General features: G+C 58.9%; 13 protein-coding genes, 2 tRNA genes and 3 rRNA genes. 9 read left to right on the top strand and 9 right to left on the bottom strand.

The genetic code is table 11. The annotated features are described in order from the left end of the window. Nucleotides 1-76: 76 nt before the first annotated feature. The 7 genes from rrf to KI235_RS03600 all read right to left on the bottom strand — a co-directional run bounded on the left by rrf (nt 77) and on the right by KI235_RS03600 (nt 8,856). Nucleotides 77-192: ribosomal RNA gene (rrf, locus tag KI235_RS03630) — 5S ribosomal RNA — on the bottom strand. A 168-nt stretch (nt 193-360) separates the two neighbouring features. Further along, nucleotides 361-3,251: ribosomal RNA gene (locus tag KI235_RS03625) — 23S ribosomal RNA — on the bottom strand. A 241-nt stretch (nt 3,252-3,492) separates the two neighbouring features. Next, a tRNA-Ala gene (locus KI235_RS03620) sits at nt 3,493-3,568 on the bottom strand. Nucleotides 3,569-3,578: 10 nt separating this feature from the next. Next, nucleotides 3,579-3,655 (bottom strand) — tRNA-Ile (locus KI235_RS03615). A gap of 123 nt (nt 3,656-3,778) precedes the next feature. After that, a 16S ribosomal RNA gene (locus tag KI235_RS03610) occupies nt 3,779-5,315 on the bottom strand. Together the 16S, 23S and 5S rRNA genes with 2 tRNA genes alongside form the textbook arrangement of a ribosomal RNA operon. A gap of 625 nt (nt 5,316-5,940) precedes the next feature. Then, nucleotides 5,941-7,434: a CoA-acylating methylmalonate-semialdehyde dehydrogenase gene (locus KI235_RS03605; RefSeq protein ID WP_027911826.1), complete on the bottom strand. Its 1,494-nt coding sequence runs from the start codon at nt 7,432-7,434 to the stop codon at nt 5,941-5,943. 72 nt (nt 7,435-7,506) lie between these two features. Next, nucleotides 7,507-8,856, bottom strand: coding sequence for an aspartate aminotransferase family protein (locus KI235_RS03600; RefSeq protein WP_212795490.1), 1,350 nt, complete (start codon nt 8,854-8,856; stop codon nt 7,507-7,509). Nucleotides 8,857-8,978: 122 nt separating this feature from the next. Here KI235_RS03600 and KI235_RS03595 point away from each other — a divergent pair, with 122 nt between their 5' ends. From KI235_RS03595 to KI235_RS03570, 6 genes are all read left to right on the top strand, one after another. Next, nucleotides 8,979-9,899 (top strand): LysR family transcriptional regulator, encoded by a 921-nt coding sequence (locus tag KI235_RS03595; RefSeq protein ID WP_003197516.1) that lies wholly within the window; start codon nt 8,979-8,981, stop codon nt 9,897-9,899. A 139-nt stretch (nt 9,900-10,038) separates the two neighbouring features. Next, nucleotides 10,039-10,689: a TetR/AcrR family transcriptional regulator gene (locus KI235_RS03590; RefSeq protein ID WP_003197514.1), complete on the top strand. Its 651-nt coding sequence runs from the start codon at nt 10,039-10,041 to the stop codon at nt 10,687-10,689. Nucleotides 10,690-10,696: 7 nt separating this feature from the next. Beyond that, nucleotides 10,697-11,278 carry a YigZ family protein gene (locus KI235_RS03585; protein WP_039010410.1) on the top strand — a complete coding sequence of 194 codons (582 nt, stop codon included), beginning with the start codon at nt 10,697-10,699 and terminating at the stop codon, nt 11,276-11,278. A gap of 533 nt (nt 11,279-11,811) precedes the next feature. Beyond that, the gene (locus tag KI235_RS03580; RefSeq protein ID WP_003197506.1) at nt 11,812-13,365 is read left to right on the top strand and encodes an ABC transporter ATP-binding protein; all 1,554 of its coding nucleotides are present in this window, start codon (nt 11,812-11,814) and stop codon (nt 13,363-13,365) included. Nucleotides 13,366-13,377: 12 nt separating this feature from the next. Next, nucleotides 13,378-14,484 carry an ABC transporter permease gene (locus KI235_RS03575; protein WP_069971185.1) on the top strand — a complete coding sequence of 369 codons (1,107 nt, stop codon included), beginning with the start codon at nt 13,378-13,380 and terminating at the stop codon, nt 14,482-14,484. Beyond that, complete coding sequence (locus KI235_RS03570; protein WP_013692177.1) at nt 14,484-15,410, top strand: ABC transporter permease; 927 nt, start codon at nt 14,484-14,486, stop codon at nt 15,408-15,410. The genes KI235_RS03575 and KI235_RS03570 overlap by 1 nt, the downstream gene beginning before the upstream one ends. Before the next feature lie 68 nt (nt 15,411-15,478). Here the strand turns inward: KI235_RS03570 and KI235_RS03565 are convergent, their stop codons facing one another. Next, a complete protein-coding gene (locus tag KI235_RS03565) occupies nt 15,479-15,907 on the bottom strand; it encodes a hypothetical protein (RefSeq protein WP_027911822.1) in 429 nt (142 codons plus the stop codon). A gap of 81 nt (nt 15,908-15,988) precedes the next feature. Here KI235_RS03565 and KI235_RS03560 point away from each other — a divergent pair, with 81 nt between their 5' ends. The 3 genes from KI235_RS03560 to KI235_RS03550 all read left to right on the top strand — a co-directional run bounded on the left by KI235_RS03560 (nt 15,989) and on the right by KI235_RS03550 (nt 18,670). After that, nucleotides 15,989-16,339, top strand: coding sequence for a MerR family transcriptional regulator (locus KI235_RS03560; protein ID WP_003197497.1), 351 nt, complete (start codon nt 15,989-15,991; stop codon nt 16,337-16,339). Between the two features lie 25 nt (nt 16,340-16,364). Then, entirely contained in the window at nt 16,365-17,051 is a 687-nt protein-coding gene (locus KI235_RS03555) for an SDR family oxidoreductase (protein ID WP_003197496.1), read from the top strand. A 260-nt stretch (nt 17,052-17,311) separates the two neighbouring features. Next, nucleotides 17,312-18,670, top strand: coding sequence for an 8-oxoguanine deaminase (locus tag KI235_RS03550; RefSeq protein ID WP_003197493.1), 1,359 nt, complete (start codon nt 17,312-17,314; stop codon nt 18,668-18,670). A 107-nt stretch (nt 18,671-18,777) separates the two neighbouring features. On the opposite strand, the gene KI235_RS03545 is transcribed toward KI235_RS03550, so the two are convergent. Further along, nucleotides 18,778-19,869, bottom strand: coding sequence for a calcium:proton antiporter (locus KI235_RS03545; RefSeq protein ID WP_003197491.1), 1,092 nt, complete (start codon nt 19,867-19,869; stop codon nt 18,778-18,780). Nucleotides 19,870-19,908 lie beyond the last annotated feature (39 nt).

Raw genomic sequence — 19,908 nt, 5'->3', positions numbered from 1 at the left:
CGCTTGTCGTAAGAACTTTCCCGCGGGCAAAACAAAACCCCTACCTGCATCAGCAGATAGGGGTTTCGGAATTTAATCTTGACGATGACCTACTCTCACATGGGGAAACCCCACACTACCATCGGCGATGCATCGTTTCACTGCTGAGTTCGGGATGGGATCAGGTGGTTCCAATGCTCTATGGTCGTCAAGAAATTCGGGTACTGAGTCGCGGCCAGTCGGCCTCGCTTCAGCAAATTGGGTATGTGATAGCTTTGGTGTTTTGTGAGATTCGAACTTTCGGTTCGTTTCGTCTTCACACACCGCAATCTGGTCTCGTTCGCTTTTCAGCTCGGAGGATACAAATTGCTTGGGTGTTATATGGTCAAGCCTCACGGGCAATTAGTACAGGTTAGCTCAACGCCTCACAGCGCTTACACACCCTGCCTATCAACGTCGTAGTCTTCGACGGCCCTTCAGGGGACTCAAGGTCCCAGTGAGATCTCATCTTGAGGCAAGTTTCCCGCTTAGATGCTTTCAGCGGTTATCTTTCCCGAACATAGCTACCCGGCAATGCCACTGGCGTGACAACCGGAACACCAGAGGTTCGTCCACTCCGGTCCTCTCGTACTAGGAGCAGCCCCTCTCAAATCTCAAACGTCCACGGCAGATAGGGACCGAACTGTCTCACGACGTTCTAAACCCAGCTCGCGTACCACTTTAAATGGCGAACAGCCATACCCTTGGGACCGGCTTCAGCCCCAGGATGTGATGAGCCGACATCGAGGTGCCAAACACCGCCGTCGATATGAACTCTTGGGCGGTATCAGCCTGTTATCCCCGGAGTACCTTTTATCCGTTGAGCGATGGCCCTTCCATACAGAACCACCGGATCACTAAGACCTACTTTCGTACCTGCTCGACGTGTCTGTCTCGCAGTCAAGCGCGCTTTTGCCTTTATACTCTACGACCGATTTCCGACCGGTCTGAGCGCACCTTCGTACTCCTCCGTTACTCTTTAGGAGGAGACCGCCCCAGTCAAACTACCCACCATACACTGTCCTCGATCCGGATAACGGACCTGAGTTAGAACCTCAAAGTTGCCAGGGTGGTATTTCAAGGATGGCTCCACGCGAACTGGCGTCCACGCTTCAAAGCCTCCCACCTATCCTACACAAGCAAATTCAAAGTCCAGTGCAAAGCTATAGTAAAGGTTCACGGGGTCTTTCCGTCTAGCCGCGGATACACTGCATCTTCACAGCGATTTCAATTTCACTGAGTCTCGGGTGGAGACAGCGCCGCCATCGTTACGCCATTCGTGCAGGTCGGAACTTACCCGACAAGGAATTTCGCTACCTTAGGACCGTTATAGTTACGGCCGCCGTTTACCGGGGCTTCGATCAAGAGCTTCGCGTTAGCTAACCCCATCAATTAACCTTCCGGCACCGGGCAGGCGTCACACCCTATACGTCCACTTTCGTGTTTGCAGAGTGCTGTGTTTTTAATAAACAGTCGCAGCGGCCTGGTATCTTCGACCGGCGTGGGCTTACGCAGCAAGTGCTTCACCCTCACCGGCGCACCTTCTCCCGAAGTTACGGTGCCATTTTGCCTAGTTCCTTCACCCGAGTTCTCTCAAGCGCCTTGGTATTCTCTACCCAACCACCTGTGTCGGTTTGGGGTACGGTTCCTGGTTACCTGAAGCTTAGAAGCTTTTCTTGGAAGCATGGCATCAACCACTTCGTCACCCAAAGGGTAACTCGTCATCAGCTCTCGGCCTTAGAATCCCGGATTTACCTAAGATTCCAGCCTACCACCTTAAACTTGGACAACCAACGCCAAGCTGGCCTAGCCTTCTCCGTCCCTCCATCGCAATAACCAGAAGTACAGGAATATTAACCTGTTTTCCATCGACTACGCTTTTCAGCCTCGCCTTAGGGACCGACTAACCCTGCGTCGATTAACGTTGCGCAGGAAACCTTGGTCTTTCGGCGTGGGTGTTTTTCACACCCATTGTCGTTACTCATGTCAGCATTCGCACTTCTGATACCTCCAGCAAGCTTCTCAACTCACCTTCACAGGCTTACAGAACGCTCCTCTACCGCATCACTTACGTGATACCCGTAGCTTCGGTGTATGGTTTGAGCCCCGTTACATCTTCCGCGCAGGCCGACTCGACTAGTGAGCTATTACGCTTTCTTTAAAGGGTGGCTGCTTCTAAGCCAACCTCCTAGCTGTCTAAGCCTTCCCACATCGTTTCCCACTTAACCATAACTTTGGGACCTTAGCTGACGGTCTGGGTTGTTTCCCTTTTCACGACGGACGTTAGCACCCGCCGTGTGTCTCCCATGCTCGGCACTTGTAGGTATTCGGAGTTTGCATCGGTTTGGTAAGTCGGGATGACCCCCTAGCCGAAACAGTGCTCTACCCCTACAGTGATACATGAGGCGCTACCTAAATAGCTTTCGAGGAGAACCAGCTATCTCCGAGCTTGATTAGCCTTTCACTCCGATCCACAGGTCATCCGCTAACTTTTCAACGGTAGTCGGTTCGGTCCTCCAGTTAGTGTTACCCAACCTTCAACCTGCCCATGGATAGATCGCCCGGTTTCGGGTCTATTCCCAGCGACTAGACGCCCTATTAAGACTCGCTTTCGCTACGCCTCCCCTATTCGGTTAAGCTCGCCACTGAAAATAAGTCGCTGACCCATTATACAAAAGGTACGCAGTCACCCAACAAAGTGGGCTCCCACTGCTTGTACGCATACGGTTTCAGGATCTATTTCACTCCCCTCTCCGGGGTTCTTTTCGCCTTTCCCTCACGGTACTAGTTCACTATCGGTCAGTCAGTAGTATTTAGCCTTGGAGGATGGTCCCCCCATATTCAGACAAAGTTTCTCGTGCTCCGTCCTACTCGATTTCACTTCTAAGATCCTTTCGCGTACAGGGCTATCACCCACTATGGCCGCACTTTCCAGAGCGTTCCGCTAAAATCAAAGAAGCTTAAGGGCTAGTCCCCGTTCGCTCGCCACTACTAAGGGAATCTCGGTTGATTTCTTTTCCTCAGGGTACTTAGATGTTTCAGTTCCCCTGGTTCGCCTCTTGCACCTATGTATTCAGTACAAGATAACCATCTTATGATGGCTGGGTTCCCCCATTCAGACATCTCCGGATCAAAGTCTGTTTGCCGACTCCCCGAAGCTTTTCGCAGGCTACCACGTCTTTCATCGCCTCTGACTGCCAAGGCATCCACCGTATGCGCTTCTTCACTTGACCATATAACCCCAAGCAATCTGGTTATACTGTGAAGACGACATTCGCCGAAAATTCGATCTGGCTCTAAGAGCCACTCACAAATTTTACCTTAGCCTGATCCGTTACCAGTGAAAGTAACGTTCAGTCTATCTTTCTATCACATACCCAAATTTTTAAAGAACGATCTAATCAAAAGACTAGAAATCAACATTCACCATCACTTTGATGGAATGCTCATTTCTAAGCTTTCAGAAGCAGTTTATGGTGGAGCCAAGCGGGATCGAACCGCTGACCTCCTGCGTGCAAGGCAGGCGCTCTCCCAGCTGAGCTATGGCCCCATTACAAAATTGGTGGGTCTGGGCAGATTCGAACTGCCGACCTCACCCTTATCAGGGGTGCGCTCTAACCAACTGAGCTACAGACCCAATTTCGAGCTTGTAACTGTTAGCTATGAGCTATCAGCTTGGAGCTTAAAGCTGCTTCTATCGTCTTCTTCAATGAATCAAGCAATTCGTGTGGGAGCTCATGAAGCAGCTGCGGTCGTCGATTAAGGAGGTGATCCAGCCGCAGGTTCCCCTACGGCTACCTTGTTACGACTTCACCCCAGTCATGAATCACACCGTGGTAACCGTCCTCCCGAAGGTTAGACTAGCTACTTCTGGTGCAACCCACTCCCATGGTGTGACGGGCGGTGTGTACAAGGCCCGGGAACGTATTCACCGCGACATTCTGATTCGCGATTACTAGCGATTCCGACTTCACGCAGTCGAGTTGCAGACTGCGATCCGGACTACGATCGGTTTTGTGGGATTAGCTCCACCTCGCGGCTTGGCAACCCTCTGTACCGACCATTGTAGCACGTGTGTAGCCCAGGCCGTAAGGGCCATGATGACTTGACGTCATCCCCACCTTCCTCCGGTTTGTCACCGGCAGTCTCCTTAGAGTGCCCACCATTACGTGCTGGTAACTAAGGACAAGGGTTGCGCTCGTTACGGGACTTAACCCAACATCTCACGACACGAGCTGACGACAGCCATGCAGCACCTGTCTCAATGTTCCCGAAGGCACCAATCCATCTCTGGAAAGTTCATTGGATGTCAAGGCCTGGTAAGGTTCTTCGCGTTGCTTCGAATTAAACCACATGCTCCACCGCTTGTGCGGGCCCCCGTCAATTCATTTGAGTTTTAACCTTGCGGCCGTACTCCCCAGGCGGTCAACTTAATGCGTTAGCTGCGCCACTAAGAGCTCAAGGCTCCCAACGGCTAGTTGACATCGTTTACGGCGTGGACTACCAGGGTATCTAATCCTGTTTGCTCCCCACGCTTTCGCACCTCAGTGTCAGTATCAGTCCAGGTGGTCGCCTTCGCCACTGGTGTTCCTTCCTATATCTACGCATTTCACCGCTACACAGGAAATTCCACCACCCTCTACCATACTCTAGCTCGACAGTTTTGAATGCAGTTCCCAGGTTGAGCCCGGGGATTTCACATCCAACTTAACGAACCACCTACGCGCGCTTTACGCCCAGTAATTCCGATTAACGCTTGCACCCTCTGTATTACCGCGGCTGCTGGCACAGAGTTAGCCGGTGCTTATTCTGTCGGTAACGTCAAAACACTAACGTATTAGGTTAATGCCCTTCCTCCCAACTTAAAGTGCTTTACAATCCGAAGACCTTCTTCACACACGCGGCATGGCTGGATCAGGCTTTCGCCCATTGTCCAATATTCCCCACTGCTGCCTCCCGTAGGAGTCTGGACCGTGTCTCAGTTCCAGTGTGACTGATCATCCTCTCAGACCAGTTACGGATCGTCGCCTTGGTGAGCCATTACCCCACCAACTAGCTAATCCGACCTAGGCTCATCTGATAGCGCAAGGCCCGAAGGTCCCCTGCTTTCTCCCGTAGGACGTATGCGGTATTAGCGTCCGTTTCCGAGCGTTATCCCCCACTACCAGGCAGATTCCTAGGCATTACTCACCCGTCCGCCGCTCTCAAGAGGTGCAAGCACCTCTCTACCGCTCGACTTGCATGTGTTAGGCCTGCCGCCAGCGTTCAATCTGAGCCATGATCAAACTCTTCAGTTCAAACATCTTTGGGTTTTGAGAAAACCCTAAACTTGGCTCAGCAATCGTTGGTTACATCTTTGATTTCTCGCGGAGTAACTTGTGATGCTGATAATCTGTTGACTAGCAGTCTGACTCCACAAGCACCCACACGAATTGCTTGATTCAGTTGTTAAAGAGCGGTTGGCTGAGTCTTTCGTCTCAACCGAGGCGCGCATTCTACAGCGCCCCGTGTATCTGTCAAGCGGTTATTTTCAGAAGTTTTCAAAGTTTCCTTTGCAACTTCAACCACTTGCGCTTCCGATCTCTCGTTAGCGGGAGGCGAATTCTACAGCGTTACTCGCTGCTGTCAACACCTCTTTTTCACCGCTTTCGACCGAGAAGATCGAACCGCTGATAGAGCCAAACAACACCGCTCTACCTGCTCCTTCCGGGCTTCGATGAACTGAAGCCCAGCACCTTCGAAACCTACTTAACTCATTGAATCTCAAGGAGTTTTCCGTTTCGACTGCGCCGGAAGTGGGGCGAATTATAGACTTCCAGAATCTGCCGTCAACACCTATTTTCATAATTCTGTCACATCAGTCAAAAAGCCCCGTAAACACAGAGGCCGGCGCCCAAGGGCGCCGGCCTCTGTGTTTACCGGTTACAAGCTGGGGAAAGCGAACTGCGAAGCCTCATGGCTGGCACGCTGCGGCCAGCGCTGGGTAATGGCCTTGCGACGGGTATAGAAACGCACGCCGTCCGGGCCGTAGGCGTGCAGGTCACCGAACAGCGAGCGCTTCCAGCCACCAAAGCTGTGATAGGCAACCGGCACCGGCAATGGAACGTTGACGCCCACCATGCCGACTTCGATCTCATCGCAGAACAACCGCGCCGCCTCGCCATCACGAGTGAAGATGCAGGTGCCGTTGCCATACTCGTGATCGTTGATCAACTGCATCGCCTCTTCCAGGCTATTGACCCGGACGATGCACAGCACCGGCCCGAAGATCTCTTCCTTATAGATGCGCATATCAGGTGTCACGCGATCAAACAGGCAGCCACCCAGGAAGAAACCTTCCTCATGCCCGGTCACACTCAAGCCACGGCCATCGACCACCAGCGAAGCACCCGCCGCCACACCGTCTTCTATATAGCCGCTGACCTTGTCGCGATGCTGCCCCGTCACCAACGGCCCCATGTCCAGCCCACAGGACGTACCTGCGCCAATCTTCAGCGCCTTGATCTGCGGCACCAGCTTGGCCACCAGCGCATCCGCCACCTGGTCGCCGACACACACCGCTACCGAAATCGCCATGCAGCGTTCACCGCACGAACCGTACGCCGCCCCCATCAGTGCGCTGACGGCATTGTCCAGGTCCGCGTCCGGCATCAGCACCGCATGGTTCTTCGCCCCACCCAGTGCCTGGACGCGTTTGCCACGCCGAGTACCCTCGGCATAGATGTATTCGGCAATCGGCGTAGAACCGACAAAACTCAGCGCCTTCACTTCCGGCGCTTCGATCAGCGCGTCCACCGCAGCCTTGTCGCCGTGCACCACGCTCAATACGCCCTTGGGCAAACCGGCTTCTAACAACAGCTGTGCGATCAGCAGCGTCGAACTCGGGTCACGCTCGGACGGCTTGAGGATGAAGCAGTTACCGCAGACGATCGCCAACGGATACATCCACAACGGCACCATCGCCGGAAAGTTGAACGGTGTGATACCGGCCACCACACCCAGAGGCTGGAAGTCTGACCATGCGTCGATGTTCGGTCCTACGTTACGGCTGTATTCGCCTTTCAGAATTTCTGGTGCCGCGCAGGCGAACTCGACGTTTTCGATGCCGCGCTTGAGCTCACCGGCCGCGTCTTCCAACGTCTTGCCATGTTCTTCACTGATCAACTGCGCGATGCGCGACTCGTTCTGCTCCAGCAATTGCTTGAAACGAAACATCACCTGCGCGCGCTTGGCCGCCGGTGTATTGCGCCAGGCCGGGAAAGCCGCCTTCGCGGCGTCGATGGCCTGCTGGATGGTCGCGCGATCAGCCAACGGCACTTTATGGATGGCCTGGCCAGTAGACGGGTTGAACACATCGGCGGTGCGAGCGCTGTCGCTCAGCAGTTCGCCATTGATCAAATGCGGGATGAGGCTCATGGGGACTCCAGAATTTATCCACAGGCGCCCGTGACCGGACGCCCGTTATCGAAAGCTATATAGAAGGACGTATCAGTCGAGCTTGTTCAGCACTTCACCGACCGCATCGAACAGGCGATCCAGATCCTGCGGCTTGCTGTTGAACGTTGGACCGAACTGCAGGGTGTCGCCGCCAAACCGCACATAGAACCCGGCTTTCCACAACGCCATGCCGGCCTCGAATGGACGCACGATTGCGTCGCCGTCGCGCCCGGCGATCTGGATCGCGCCGGCCAGGCCATAGTTGCGAATGTCGATGACGTTTTTCGCGCCCTTCAAGCCGTGCAGTGCATTCTCGAAATGCGGGGCGATCTCGGCCACGCTCTGTACCAGGTTTTCCTTCTGCAGCAGGTCCAGCGCAGCCAGGCCAGCCGCGCAGGCTACCGGGTGCGCCGAGTAGGTGTAGCCGTGGGGAAACTCCACCGCGTACTCGGGCGTCGGCTGGTTCATGAACGTCTGGTAGATCTCGGAGCTGGCAATCACCGCACCCATGGGGATCGCGCCATTGGTGACTTGTTTGGCGATGCACATCAGGTCCGGCGTCACGCCAAAGCTGCCGGCACCGAACATCGAACCGGTGCGGCCGAAACCGGTGATCACTTCGTCGAACACCAGGAGAATGCTGTGCTGGTCGCAGATTTCCCGCAGGCGCTTGAGGTAACCCTCTGGCGGCACCAGCACGCCAGCCGACCCCGCCATCGGTTCGACGAATACCGCAGCGATGTTGGAAGCATCGTGCAGCTCGATCAACTTCAGCAGTTCATCGGCCAAGGCGATGCCACCCTCTTTCGGCATGCCACGGGAATAGGCATTGCTGGCCAGCAAGGTGTGAGGCAAGTGGTCGACGTCCATCATGGCTTGGCCGAACAGCTTGCGGTTGCCGTTGACACCGCCGAGGCTGGTGCCGGCGATGTTCACGCCGTGATAGCCACGGGCACGACCAATCATCTTGGTCTTGGTCGCCTGGCCCTTGAGACGCCAGTAGGCGCGGACCATCTTCACCGCGGTATCGGCGCACTCGGAGCCGGAGTCGGTAAAGAACACATGATTGAGATTGCCCGGGGTCAGACTGGTGATTTTTTCCGCCAGTTGGAACGACAGCGGATGGCCGTACTGGAACCCCGGCGAGTAATCGAGGGTGCCCAGTTGCTTGGCGACCGCTTCCTGGATTTCCTTGCGGGTGTGCCCGGCGCCACATGTCCACAGGCCCGACAGCGAGTCGTACACCTTGCGCCCCTTGTCATCCACCAGCCAACTGCCTTCGGCAGCGACGATCAGGCGCGGATCGCGCTGGAAATTGCGGTTGGCGGTGTAAGGCATCCAGTGGGCATCCAGCTTGAGCTGGCTGGCCAGGGAACCGGCAGCGTGTTCGGGCATGTTCATCGACAAAACCTCGCAGGTCATAAGCGACAGGGAATCGAAAGCGTTCTTGCAGCTAAGTTGCCACGGCGATAAAGTCGGTGAAATCCAACTTTTGTAACCTTCAGTCTGTGGATCACTAAACTATGAGCGCTCGTCGTCCCGATCCACTGGCCCAGGTCAGCGACTTTGATATTCGCCTGCTGCGCATTTTCCGCAGCGTAGTGGAATGTGGTGGATTTTCCGCCGCTGAAACCGTGCTTGGCATCGGCCGCTCGGCCATCAGCCAGCAGATGAGCGATCTAGAGCAACGCCTCGGCCTGCGCCTGTGCCAGCGTGGGCGCGCGGGCTTTTCCCTGACCGAGGAAGGTCGCGAGGTGTATCAATCGGCGTTGCAGCTATTGAGCGCACTGGAAAGCTTTCGCACCGAGGTCAACGGCCTGCACCAGCATTTGCGCGGTGAATTGACCATCGGCCTGACCGACAACCTGGTCACCCTGCCCCACATGCGCATCACCCACGCCTTGGCGCAATTGAAAGAACGCGGGCCCGACGTGCAGATCCAGATCCGCATGATCGCCCCCAACGAAGTCGAGCAAGGCGTGCTCGACGGGCGCCTGCACGTCGGCGTAGTTCCCCAGGCCAGTGCCCTGTCCGGGCTGGAATATCAACCGCTGTACAGTGAACGATCACTGCTGTACTGCGCGGTCGGGCATCCGCTGTTTTATGTCGATGACCAGCAACTTGAGGACGCTCGCCTCAACAGCCAGGACGCCATCGCGCCAACCTTCCGCCTGCCTGCCGAAATACAGGCCCATTACCAGGCGCTCAATTGCACCGCGAGCGCATCGGACCGCGAAGGCATGGCGTTCCTGATCCTCACCGGACGCTACATCGGTTACCTGCCCGATCACTACGCCAGCCTCTGGGTCCAGCAAGGTCGGCTGCGGGCCCTGAAGCCCTCCGCACGTTTCTATGACCTGAGCCTGGCGTCGGTCACGCGCAAGGGGCGTCGGCCTCACCTGGTGCTGGAGAGTTTTCTCGAAAGCCTGGCGGCCACCCGTTAACCCTTTGCTCTTTGTGGGAGCGAGCTTGCTCGCTCCCACAGGTGTTTAGTCAGGCTTTTAGTGTGATGGCACTTGTCGGATCGATGCCGGTGCGCTATCAACGCACTTGCTTGCCCACAGACCCAGCCCGGAAACGCCCATGACCTTTGAAGTCCCTGCCCACGGTGGCAAGCCCACCAGTCGCATTCGTCAAAAGAACGAAGAGACGATTCTCAAGGCTGCCGAAGATGAATTCGCCCGTCACGGGTTCAAAGGCACCAGCATGAATGCCATCGCCCTGAAGGCCGGGCTGCCCAAGGCAAATCTGCATTATTACTTCACCAATAAACTCGGCTTGTACGTGGCGGTGCTGAGCAACATCATCGAATTGTGGGACAGCACCTTCAATACCCTCACAGCCGAGGATGATCCGGCCGAAGCCCTGACCCGCTATATCCGCGCCAAGATGGAGTTCTCTCGTCGCCAACCCCAGGCATCGCGATTGTTTGCCATGGAAGTGATCAGCGGTGGCGAATGCCTGACCGAGTATTTCAACCAGGATTATCGCGCCTGGTTCAATGGTCGGGCGGCCGTATTCCAGGCCTGGATCGATGCCGGCAAGATGGACCCGATCGACCCGGTTCACCTCATTTTCCTGTTATGGGGCAGCACCCAGCATTACGCCGACTTCGCCACCCAGATCTGTCGCGTGACCGGGCGCAGCAAGTTGACCAAGCAGGACATGGTCGAGGCTGGCGACAACCTGATCCGCATCATTCTCAAAGGCTGCGGCCTGACACCTGCCCTCTAAGATCGCCATGCCCTTTACCCTTGCCGGCTTTTGCGAACACCGCGAAGAAATTCGCAAAAGCCGCTTCATCACGTTCGCCGCGCCCATCACCAGCCCCGCCGACGCCCAGGCCTTTATCGACCAGCACAGCGACCTGAATGCCTCGCACAATTGCTGGGCCTGGAAACTCGGCGACCAATACCGCAGCAACGACGATGGCGAACCGGGAGGCACCGCCGGGCGGCCAATCCTGGCCGCGATCGAAGCACAAGCCTGCGATCAGGTCGCGGTGCTGGTGATTCGCTGGTACGGCGGGATTCAACTGGGCACGGGCGGGCTGGCCCGGGCTTATGGCGGCGGCGCGAACAAATGCCTGCAAAACGCCGAGAAAATCGAATTGTTCAGTCGCGTGGCGCTGCGCTGTTCCTGCGGATTCGCCGAGCTGGCCCTGGTGAAACTGCGTGTCGCCGAATGCGCCGGGTTGGTCAATGAAGAGCGCTTTACAGCCAACGGCGTAGACCTTCAACTGGCCGTGGACGAAGCGCAGATCGAAACATTGCAAACGCATCTGGCGGACCTGAGCCGTGGCCGGATTCTGCTGGCACGTTGAGATCAGCCTGCGACCTTTCAGGGCGCCTCGCAATCGTTCAACTTGCCCACATCCACTGTGTACCCGACTGTGGATAACCTGAGCACATCCCTCTGTAACCCTTCTGTCATGCGGGTTTCAGAGAGTTGCTCATTTTTCAGCCAAAGTCCCGTGGAACCGACAAATCCATCCATAAAACAAACGCTTGCGGCGGTTTATCACCTTTAGAAGAAAGCCCCGCAGTGCTTATGCCCGAGTTTCCCGCTTGCACACAATAACTGTGGAGCAACCTGTGGATAACCCGTTCATGGCTCCTGCCACCCCAAGAAGGGCATGGCTCGCAGCCGCTTGCTCAATTTTTAACCACCCATTTCAGGGCAAACCGATGCCTGCGCAAAACTTGCACGCTCCAAGCCGGTGCAGAATTTTCCTGCGGCAGATGCCCTGGCTACATGCAGAGGGCCTTGGCGACGCGGGCCGAGGTAATTTCCTGACCTGATGGCCAGGAAATTGCTTTATCCACAGGCATTCCTGTCCATCGGCCCGAGCCTGTCATGTCCAACCCCGATTCCATCGCGCGCCTGCAATTGCGCAACATCAGCAAACGCTACCCCGGTTGCCTGGCCAACGACGCCATCGACCTGAGCATCCAACCCGGGGAGATCCACGCCCTGCTCGGGGAAAACGGTGCGGGTAAAAGCACCCTGATGAAGATTATCTACGGCGTCACCCCTGCCGATTCGGGCGAGGTGATCTGGCAAGGCCAGCGCATCAACCTGCGCAACCCGGCCCAGGCCCGCGGCCTGGGAATCGGCATGGTGTTCCAGCATTTCTCGCTGTTCGAAACCCTCACCGTTGCGCAGAACATTGCCCTGGCAATGGGCGCGGCAGCCGGTACGCCGGCGCAGCTGGAACCCCGGATCCGCGAGGTTTCCCGGCGTTACGGCATGGCGCTGGAGCCGCAGCGGCTGGTCCACAGCCTGTCGATTGGCGAGCGGCAGCGGGTGGAGATCATTCGCTGCCTGATGCAGGACATTCGCCTGCTGATTCTCGACGAACCGACCTCGGTGCTCACGCCCGTGGAAGCCGAAGAACTGTTCGTGACCCTGCGCCGACTGGCGAGCGAGGGCTGCAGCATCCTGTTTATCAGCCACAAGCTCGGGGAAGTGCGAGCGTTGTGCCACAGCGCCACGGTGCTGCGCGGCGGACGGGTGTCGGGGCATTGCACGCCGGCGCAATGCTCGGACCGGGAGCTGGCGCAACTGATGGTTGGCGAAGCGGCCGGACTGATCACGGACTACACCAAGGTCAGCGCAGACAAAGTCTTCCTGCAAATCAACAAGCTGTCCTGGCACAACCCGGACCCGTTCGGCTGCTCGTTGCGGGAGATCGACCTGGAGGTGCGCAGCGGCGAAATCGTCGGCATCGCCGGGGTGGCGGGCAACGGTCAGGACGAATGGCTGGCGTTGCTCAGCGGAGAAACGCCGCTTGCCCGCCAGCAAGGCGAAACGATCCGATTCGACGGGCAACCCGTGGCTCATCTACGCCCCGACGCCCGTCGCCGGCTCGGGCTGGCCTTTGTCCCCGCCGAGCGCCTGGGCCACGGCGCCGTGCCGCAATTGAGCCTGGCGGATAACGCCTTGCTCAGTGCGTTCCAACAGGGCCTGGTCAGCCACGGACTGATTCGCCGCAGCAAGGTCGAACACCTGGCCGAGGAGATCATCCGCCGCTTTGGCGTGAAGACCCCCGACACCAGAACCCCGGCGCGCAGCCTCTCGGGAGGCAACCTGCAGAAATTCATTCTCGGCCGGGAAATCCTGCAACAGCCGAAGCTGCTGGTGGCCGCTCACCCGACCTGGGGCGTGGACGTCGGCGCGGCCGCGACCATCCATCGCGCACTGATTGCCCTGCGCGATGCAGGCGCGGCGATTCTGGTGATCTCCGAAGACCTCGACGAACTGTTCCAGATCAGCGACCGCCTCGGCGCCTTGTGCGGCGGGCGTCTGTCGGCCTTGAGACCCACCGTCGAGACCCGGCTCAGTGACGTCGGTGGCTGGATGGCCGGCCAGTTCGACGCCCCTCAATCCCCTGCCCCCGCACCGGTTTAAACGGAGTTCTACATGCTGCTTTCTCTCGAACCTCGCGGCCAGCAATCGCGCCTGATGCTCTGGTGCTCACCGCTACTGGCCGCCGTGTTGACCCTGGCCTGTGGCTCGCTGCTGTTCATCGCCCTGGGGCACGATCCGCTGCAAACGCTGTACACCCTGTTGATCGCCCCGATCAGCGATCTGTACGGCGTGTCCGAGTGGCTGGTCAAGACCCTGCCGATCCTGCTGTGTGCCCTCGGCCTGGCCGTGGCCTATCAGGCGCGAATCTGGAACATCGGCGCTGAAGGCCAACTGCTGCTCGGCGCCCTGGCCGGCAGCGCCTTGGCGGTGAACATCATCGACATGCAAAGCCGCTGGGCACTGGTGCTGATCCTGCTGACCGGCACCCTGGCCGGTGCCGCCTGGGCCGGGCTCACGGCGTGGCTGCGCACGCGCTTCAATGCCAATGAAATCCTCACCAGCATCATGCTCAATTACATCGCCCTGAACCTGTTGCTGTTTTGCGTTCACGGACCGTTGAAAGACCCGGCGGGTTTCAACTTCCCCGAGTCGGCGATGTTCGGCGAGGCCAGTCGCCTGCCGTTGCTGCTGGAGGACGGCCGGGTCCACGCCGGGCTGTATTTCGCCCTGCTGGCACTGGTGGCGGTGTGGGTTTTGCTGCAGAAAAGCTTCGTTGGCTTTCAGATCAAGGTACTGGGCCTCGATGCCCGCGCCGCCGGTTTCGCCGGTTTTCGCCAGAAACCGTTGGTGTGGCTGGCGTTGCTGATCAGCGGGGCACTGGCCGGGCTGGCCGGCGTCTGCGAAGTGACCGGGCCGATCGGTCAACTGGTGCCGCAGGTGTCGCCGGGCTACGGCTATGCGGCAATTACCGTGGCGTTCCTGGGGAGGCTCAATCCCATTGGCATTCTGTTTTCCAGCCTGTTGATGGCGTTGCTGTACATCGGCGGCGAGAGCGCGCAGATGTCGCTGAACCTTCCCCAGGCAATCACCCAACTGTTCCAGGGAATGATGCTGTTTTTCCTGTTGGCCTGCGACGTGCTGATTCTGTACCGGCCACGCCTCAACCTGCGCGGGGCCCGCCGCACCCGAACCACCGCCGTACAGGCAGGAGCGCTGTGATGGATATCGACCTGTTGAGCAATATTTTCTACGCCATGGTCCGCTGCGGTACGCCGTTGCTGCTGGTGGCCCTGGGTGAATTGGTCTGCGAAAAAAGCGGCGTCCTCAACCTGGGCCAGGAAGGCATGATGCTGTTCGGTGCGGTGATCGGTTTTATCGTCGCATTCAACAGCGGCAACCTGTGGCTCGGCGTGCTGCTGGCGATGGCTGCCGGCATGCTGTTGTCGGCGTTGTTCGCGCTGGTGGCGCTGGTATTCAACGCCAATCAGGTGGCCACCGGGCTGGCGCTGACGATTTTCGGTGTGGGCCTGTCGAGCTTTGTCGGAGCGGCCTGGGTCGGCAAACCGCTGGCGGGATTCGAGCCGCTGGCGATTCCTTACTTGAGTGACATTCCACTGATCGGGCGGATGCTGTTTGCCCAGGATCTGCTGGTTTACCTGTCCTTCGCCCTGTTTGCCCTGGTGGCGTGGATGATAGTGAAAAGCCGCGTCGGGTTGATCATCCAGGCCGTCGGGGAAAATCCCGATGCCGCCAGTGCCATGGGCCTGCCGGTGTTGCGGGTGAGGACCCTGGCGGTACTGTTTGGCGGCGCCATGGCCGGGTTGGCCGGCGCCTATCTGTCGCTGGCCTACACGCCGATGTGGGCCGAGAACATGAGCGCCGGACGCGGCTGGATCGCCCTGGCGCTGGTGGTGTTCGCCAGTTGGCGGGTGTGGCGCCTGCTGCTGGGCGCCTACCTGTTCGGCCTCGCCAGCATCCTGCACCTGGTGGCCCAGGGGCTGGGCCTGGCGATTCCATCGAGTCTGCTGGCGATGCTGCCGTATGCCGCGACCATTGTGGTGCTGGTGCTGTTGTCCCGGGACGCCGTGCGCACCCGGCTGTATGCGCCGGTGTCCCTGGGGCAGCCTTGGCAGGCGGGGCACTGAGATAGACTGCGGCGCGCCTATTGCGGGCAAGCCTTGCTCCCACAGATTTTCAAGAGTCCTACAGATTTTCAGTGATCTGTGGGAGCAAGGCTTGCCCGCGATGAGTCCCGAACAGGCAACACCTGAACCAAGCCCCACACCACCTCGAAAAACAGGAAAACCCACAACACCGCACTGGCCCCATGAAGCAGCGCATACAGCATCCAGGCCGAAAACAGAAACCGCCCCGTCGCGTCATAACGCCCGTACAGCGCCTGCGGATCCCGAATCCGCAGCACCGCCCACACGCAGACAATCGAGCCCATCAAATTCACCATCAACACATGCGCCGGCGCAAACGGCGGCAGGTCCCCAGGCAGGTCAAATAGCTGAGTCATGCTCACCAACACGCCATGCAGTGCCGCAAAGCTCCACGGCGTGACCAGCGCGGCCGACACGATCAGGTCGTACCAGGCGCTGCCAAGCACCACCCGGCGGTATTGCATCGAAGTCCACATACACTTTGCTCCAGATAATTGGGGAGCGAAAAGGCTAAAGCCTGGGGTATGCTCCAAGGTCAAGTCCTCTGGAGTTCCACAATGCGCATCGGTGAATTAGCCCAGGCCTGCGCCGTCAGTCGAGACACACTGCGCTTCTACGAGCAGCGGGGCCTGATCGCGGCGACGCGCAGCGCCAATGGCTATCGCGACTACCCCGCCGACGTGGTCCAACTGGTGCTCTATATCAAGACAGCCCAGCGCCTGGGCTTTACCCTGGGCGAGATCGGCGCCAGCGTCGCCGCCCTGTGGAACGCCCCCGACCCGGACTGCGCCGTGACGCAATTGCTGCAAGACAAACTGAACCTGATCGAAACCCGCATCACCGAACTCGACGCGTTGCGTCACGAGCTGAAACAACGGCTCGGACAACGCTGTCCATTAAATCCATGACCTTTTTCTTTCAAGGATGCCTCTCATGAATTCGGCAAGAAACGCATTGATCATCGGCGCCTCCCGGGGCCTGGGCCTCGGTCTGGTGAAGACGCTGCTCAGCGATGGCTGGAACGTGACCGCCACCGTGCGCAACCCGCAGAACGCAGAGGCTTTGAAGGCGCTGGGCCCGGTGCGGATCGAAAAACTCGACATGGACGATCAACAAGCGGTCATCGCCCTGAGCCAACAGCTCAAGGGCGAGACCTTCGACCTGCTGTTCGTCAATGCCGGCGTCAAGGGCCCGGACAACCAGAGCCCGGGCGGTGCGACGCTGGCCGAAGTCGGCCAGTTGTTCTTCACCAACGCGGTGGCGCCGATCAACCTGGCCCAACGCTTCGTTGGCCAGATCCGCGACGGCAGCGGCGTGCTCGCCTTCATGAGTTCGGTGCTGGGCAGCGTGACCATGCCCGACGCGCCGGAACTGGCGCTGTACAAGGCCAGCAAGGCGGCGCTCAACTCCATGACCAATAGCTTTGTCAGCCAACTGGGCGAGCAGTCACTGACCGTGCTGTCGCTGCACCCGGGCTGGGTGAAGACCGACATGGGCGGCGAAGGAGCGGACATCGATGTCGAGACCAGCACTCGCGGGCTGATCGACCAGGTCGATGCCTTTTCCGGCAAGGGTGGGCATCATTTCGTCAACTACCGGGGCGAAACAATCCCTTGGTAACTCCGCTAATCCCCTGTGGGAGCGAGCTTGCTCGCGATGGCGGCAGGTCAGTCGACATCGATGTTGGATGTGAGACTGCCATCGCGAGCAAGCTCACTCCCACCAAGCCCTCTCCTAATAGGAACCTGAGTTGGGCACTGGAAATGTGTCCGGCAACCTGAGTAAACTCCGACCCTCGCCCCCCACGGCGACCCTGGATCAGCAGACAGGGCATCACTGAGCTGGCTAACCTGAACCCACTTTCAGAGGAGCCGGCCACCATGCCTGCGACCCGTACCTGGTTAAAAAATCCCCTCGCCATTTTCACGGCCAACGACCTCGATGCCCGTGGCGGCCTCGTCCTGCAGGACGGTGTGATCGTCGAACTGCTAAGCGCCGGCCAGCAACCCGCCCAGCCCTGTGACGACATCTTCGATGCGCGCGAGCATGTGATCCTGCCGGGGTTGATCAATACCCACCATCATTTCTACCAGACCCTGACCCGTGCCTGGGCGCCAGTGGTGAACCAGCCGTTGTTTCCCTGGTTGACGACCCTCTACCCGGTGTGGGCGCGGCTGACCCCGGAAAAACTTGCCCTGGCCAGCAAAGTGGCCTTGGCCGAGTTGCTGCTGTCGGGCTGCACCACCGCGGCCGACCACCATTACCTGTTTCCCGAAGGCCTGGAAAATGCCATCGACGTGCAAGTGCAGAGTGTTCGTGAACTGGGCATGCGCGCGATGCTGACCCGTGGTTCCATGAGCCTGGGCGAGGCCGACGGTGGCTTGCCGCCGCAGCAGACCGTGCAGCAGGGCCAAGTGATTCTCGACGACAGCCAGCGCTTGATCGCCGAGTACCACGAGCGCGGCGACGGCGCGCAGATCCAGATTGCCCTGGCGCCCTGCTCACCGTTTTCGGTCACGCCGCAGATCATGAGCGCCAGCGCCGAGCTGGCGGAAAAACTCGACGTACGCCTGCACACGCACCTGGCCGAAACCCTCGATGAAGAAGCGTTTTGCCTGCAACGCTTCGGCCTGCGCACCGTGGATTACCTGGACAGCGTCGGCTGGCTTGGCCCGCGTACCTGGCTGGCCCACGGCATTCATTTCAACCCGGATGAAATCGCCCGTCTCGGCGCCGCCGGCACCGGCATCTGTCACTGCCCGAGTTCCAACATGCGCCTGGCCTCGGGCATTTGCCCGACCCTGGACCTGACCGCCGCCGGCGCTCCCGTGGGCCTGGGGGTAGACGGTTCGGCATCCAACGATGCCTCGAACATGATCCTCGAAACCCGCCAGGCGCTGTACATCCAGCGCCTGCGCTACGGCGCGCAAGCGATCACGCCGGAACGCGTGCTGGGCTGGGCGACCCGGGGCTCGGCGCAACTGCTCGGGCGCAGCGATATCGGTGAATTGGCGGAGGGCAAGCAGGCCGACCTGGCGCTGTTCAAGCTCGATGAACTGCGTTTCTCCGGCAGCCACGATCCGATTTCCGCACTGCTGCTGTGCGGCGCGGATCGGGCGGATCGGGTGATGATCGGTGGGCAATGGCGGGTCATCGACGGGCAAGTCGAGGGGTTGGACTTGAAGGGCTTGATTGCTGACCACAGCCAGGCGGCACGGGAGTTGATCGCCGGCATCTGATCGGACGCCATCGCGGGCAAGCCTTGCTCCCACAGGTCTCGCGGCAAGGCTGCCCTCATAAACACCCACCATTTACTGTGGGAGCAAGGCTTGCCCGCGATGCTCTTCTAGAGACCCAGCAAGGACAACATGATGAACGTCGCAAACAACACAAAATGGGTCATGCCTTCGATGGCATTGGTTTCGCCATCGTTGAGGTTGATCGCGCTGACGATCAGGGTGATGAAGATCATCACCGTCTGCACCGGGGTCATTGCCATCTGGAACGGCTGGCCGGTGTAGAGGGCCATGGCCTCCATCACCGGCACGGTCAGGATCACGGTGGACAGCGAAGCGCCCAGCGCGATGTTCACCACCGACTGCATGCGATTGGCGAGGGCCGCGCGCAGGGCGGTGAGGATTTCCGGTGCGGCGGAGATGGCGGCCACCAGGATTGCCGTGACCACCGGCGGCGCACCCGAGCCTTCCAATCCCAGGTCGAGGGCCTTGGACATGACTTCGGCCAGGGCGCCGATCACCACCACGCCAAACACCAGCGCGCCGATGGAAAGCGTCAGGCTGATGGGTTCCGGCTCGTTTTCCACCGGCTCTTTCTTGCGGCGTTTTTCCGGATAGCTGTAGCTGAAGAAGTAACTGTGAGGCCCGACCTGCATGCGCAGGAACAAGGTGTAAAGCACGATCATCGCGCCGATGGTAAAGGCCGAATACATTTTCCAGCTCTCGCGGGGAATGAACTCCGGCACCACCATCGATACCCCCATGGCGGTGAGAATCATCACGCTGTAAGTGCGCGCCGAATCGTCGTTGTAAGCCTGCTCGCCATGCTTGATCCCGCCCATCAGCGCCGCGAGCCCGAGGATGCCGTTGATGTCGAGCATCACCGCCGAGTAGATCGTGTCCCGCACCAACGTCGACGAAGCCTCGTTGCTCATCATGATCGCCAGGATCACCACCTCCACCAGTACCGCCGACAGCGTCAGGATCATGGTGCCGTAAGGATCACCGACCTTTTCCGCCAGCAGTTCGGCGTGATGGGCCACGCGCATGGACGCCGCGACGATGAAACCGATCAGGACCAGGCCGCCAGCCAACGCCACCACTTGCCCGCTGCCCAGCAGCCAGTGCTCCAGCGGATAGGCGATACACGCGGCGATCAGCGCCAGCAACAGCAGTTTTTCTTGCTTGAGCAAAGTGAGCATCGCGGGCCTGTCACCGTGGGCGGGGTCATGAGTTACTGA

It is taken from the genome of Pseudomonas sp. St386, from assembly GCF_018325865.1.
In the GTDB taxonomy this organism is placed as follows: Bacteria; Pseudomonadota; Gammaproteobacteria; order Pseudomonadales; family Pseudomonadaceae; genus Aquipseudomonas; species Aquipseudomonas brassicacearum.
The sequence above is the reverse complement of the archived record's forward strand: the minus strand, read 5'-3'. Positions and strand labels throughout refer to the sequence as shown.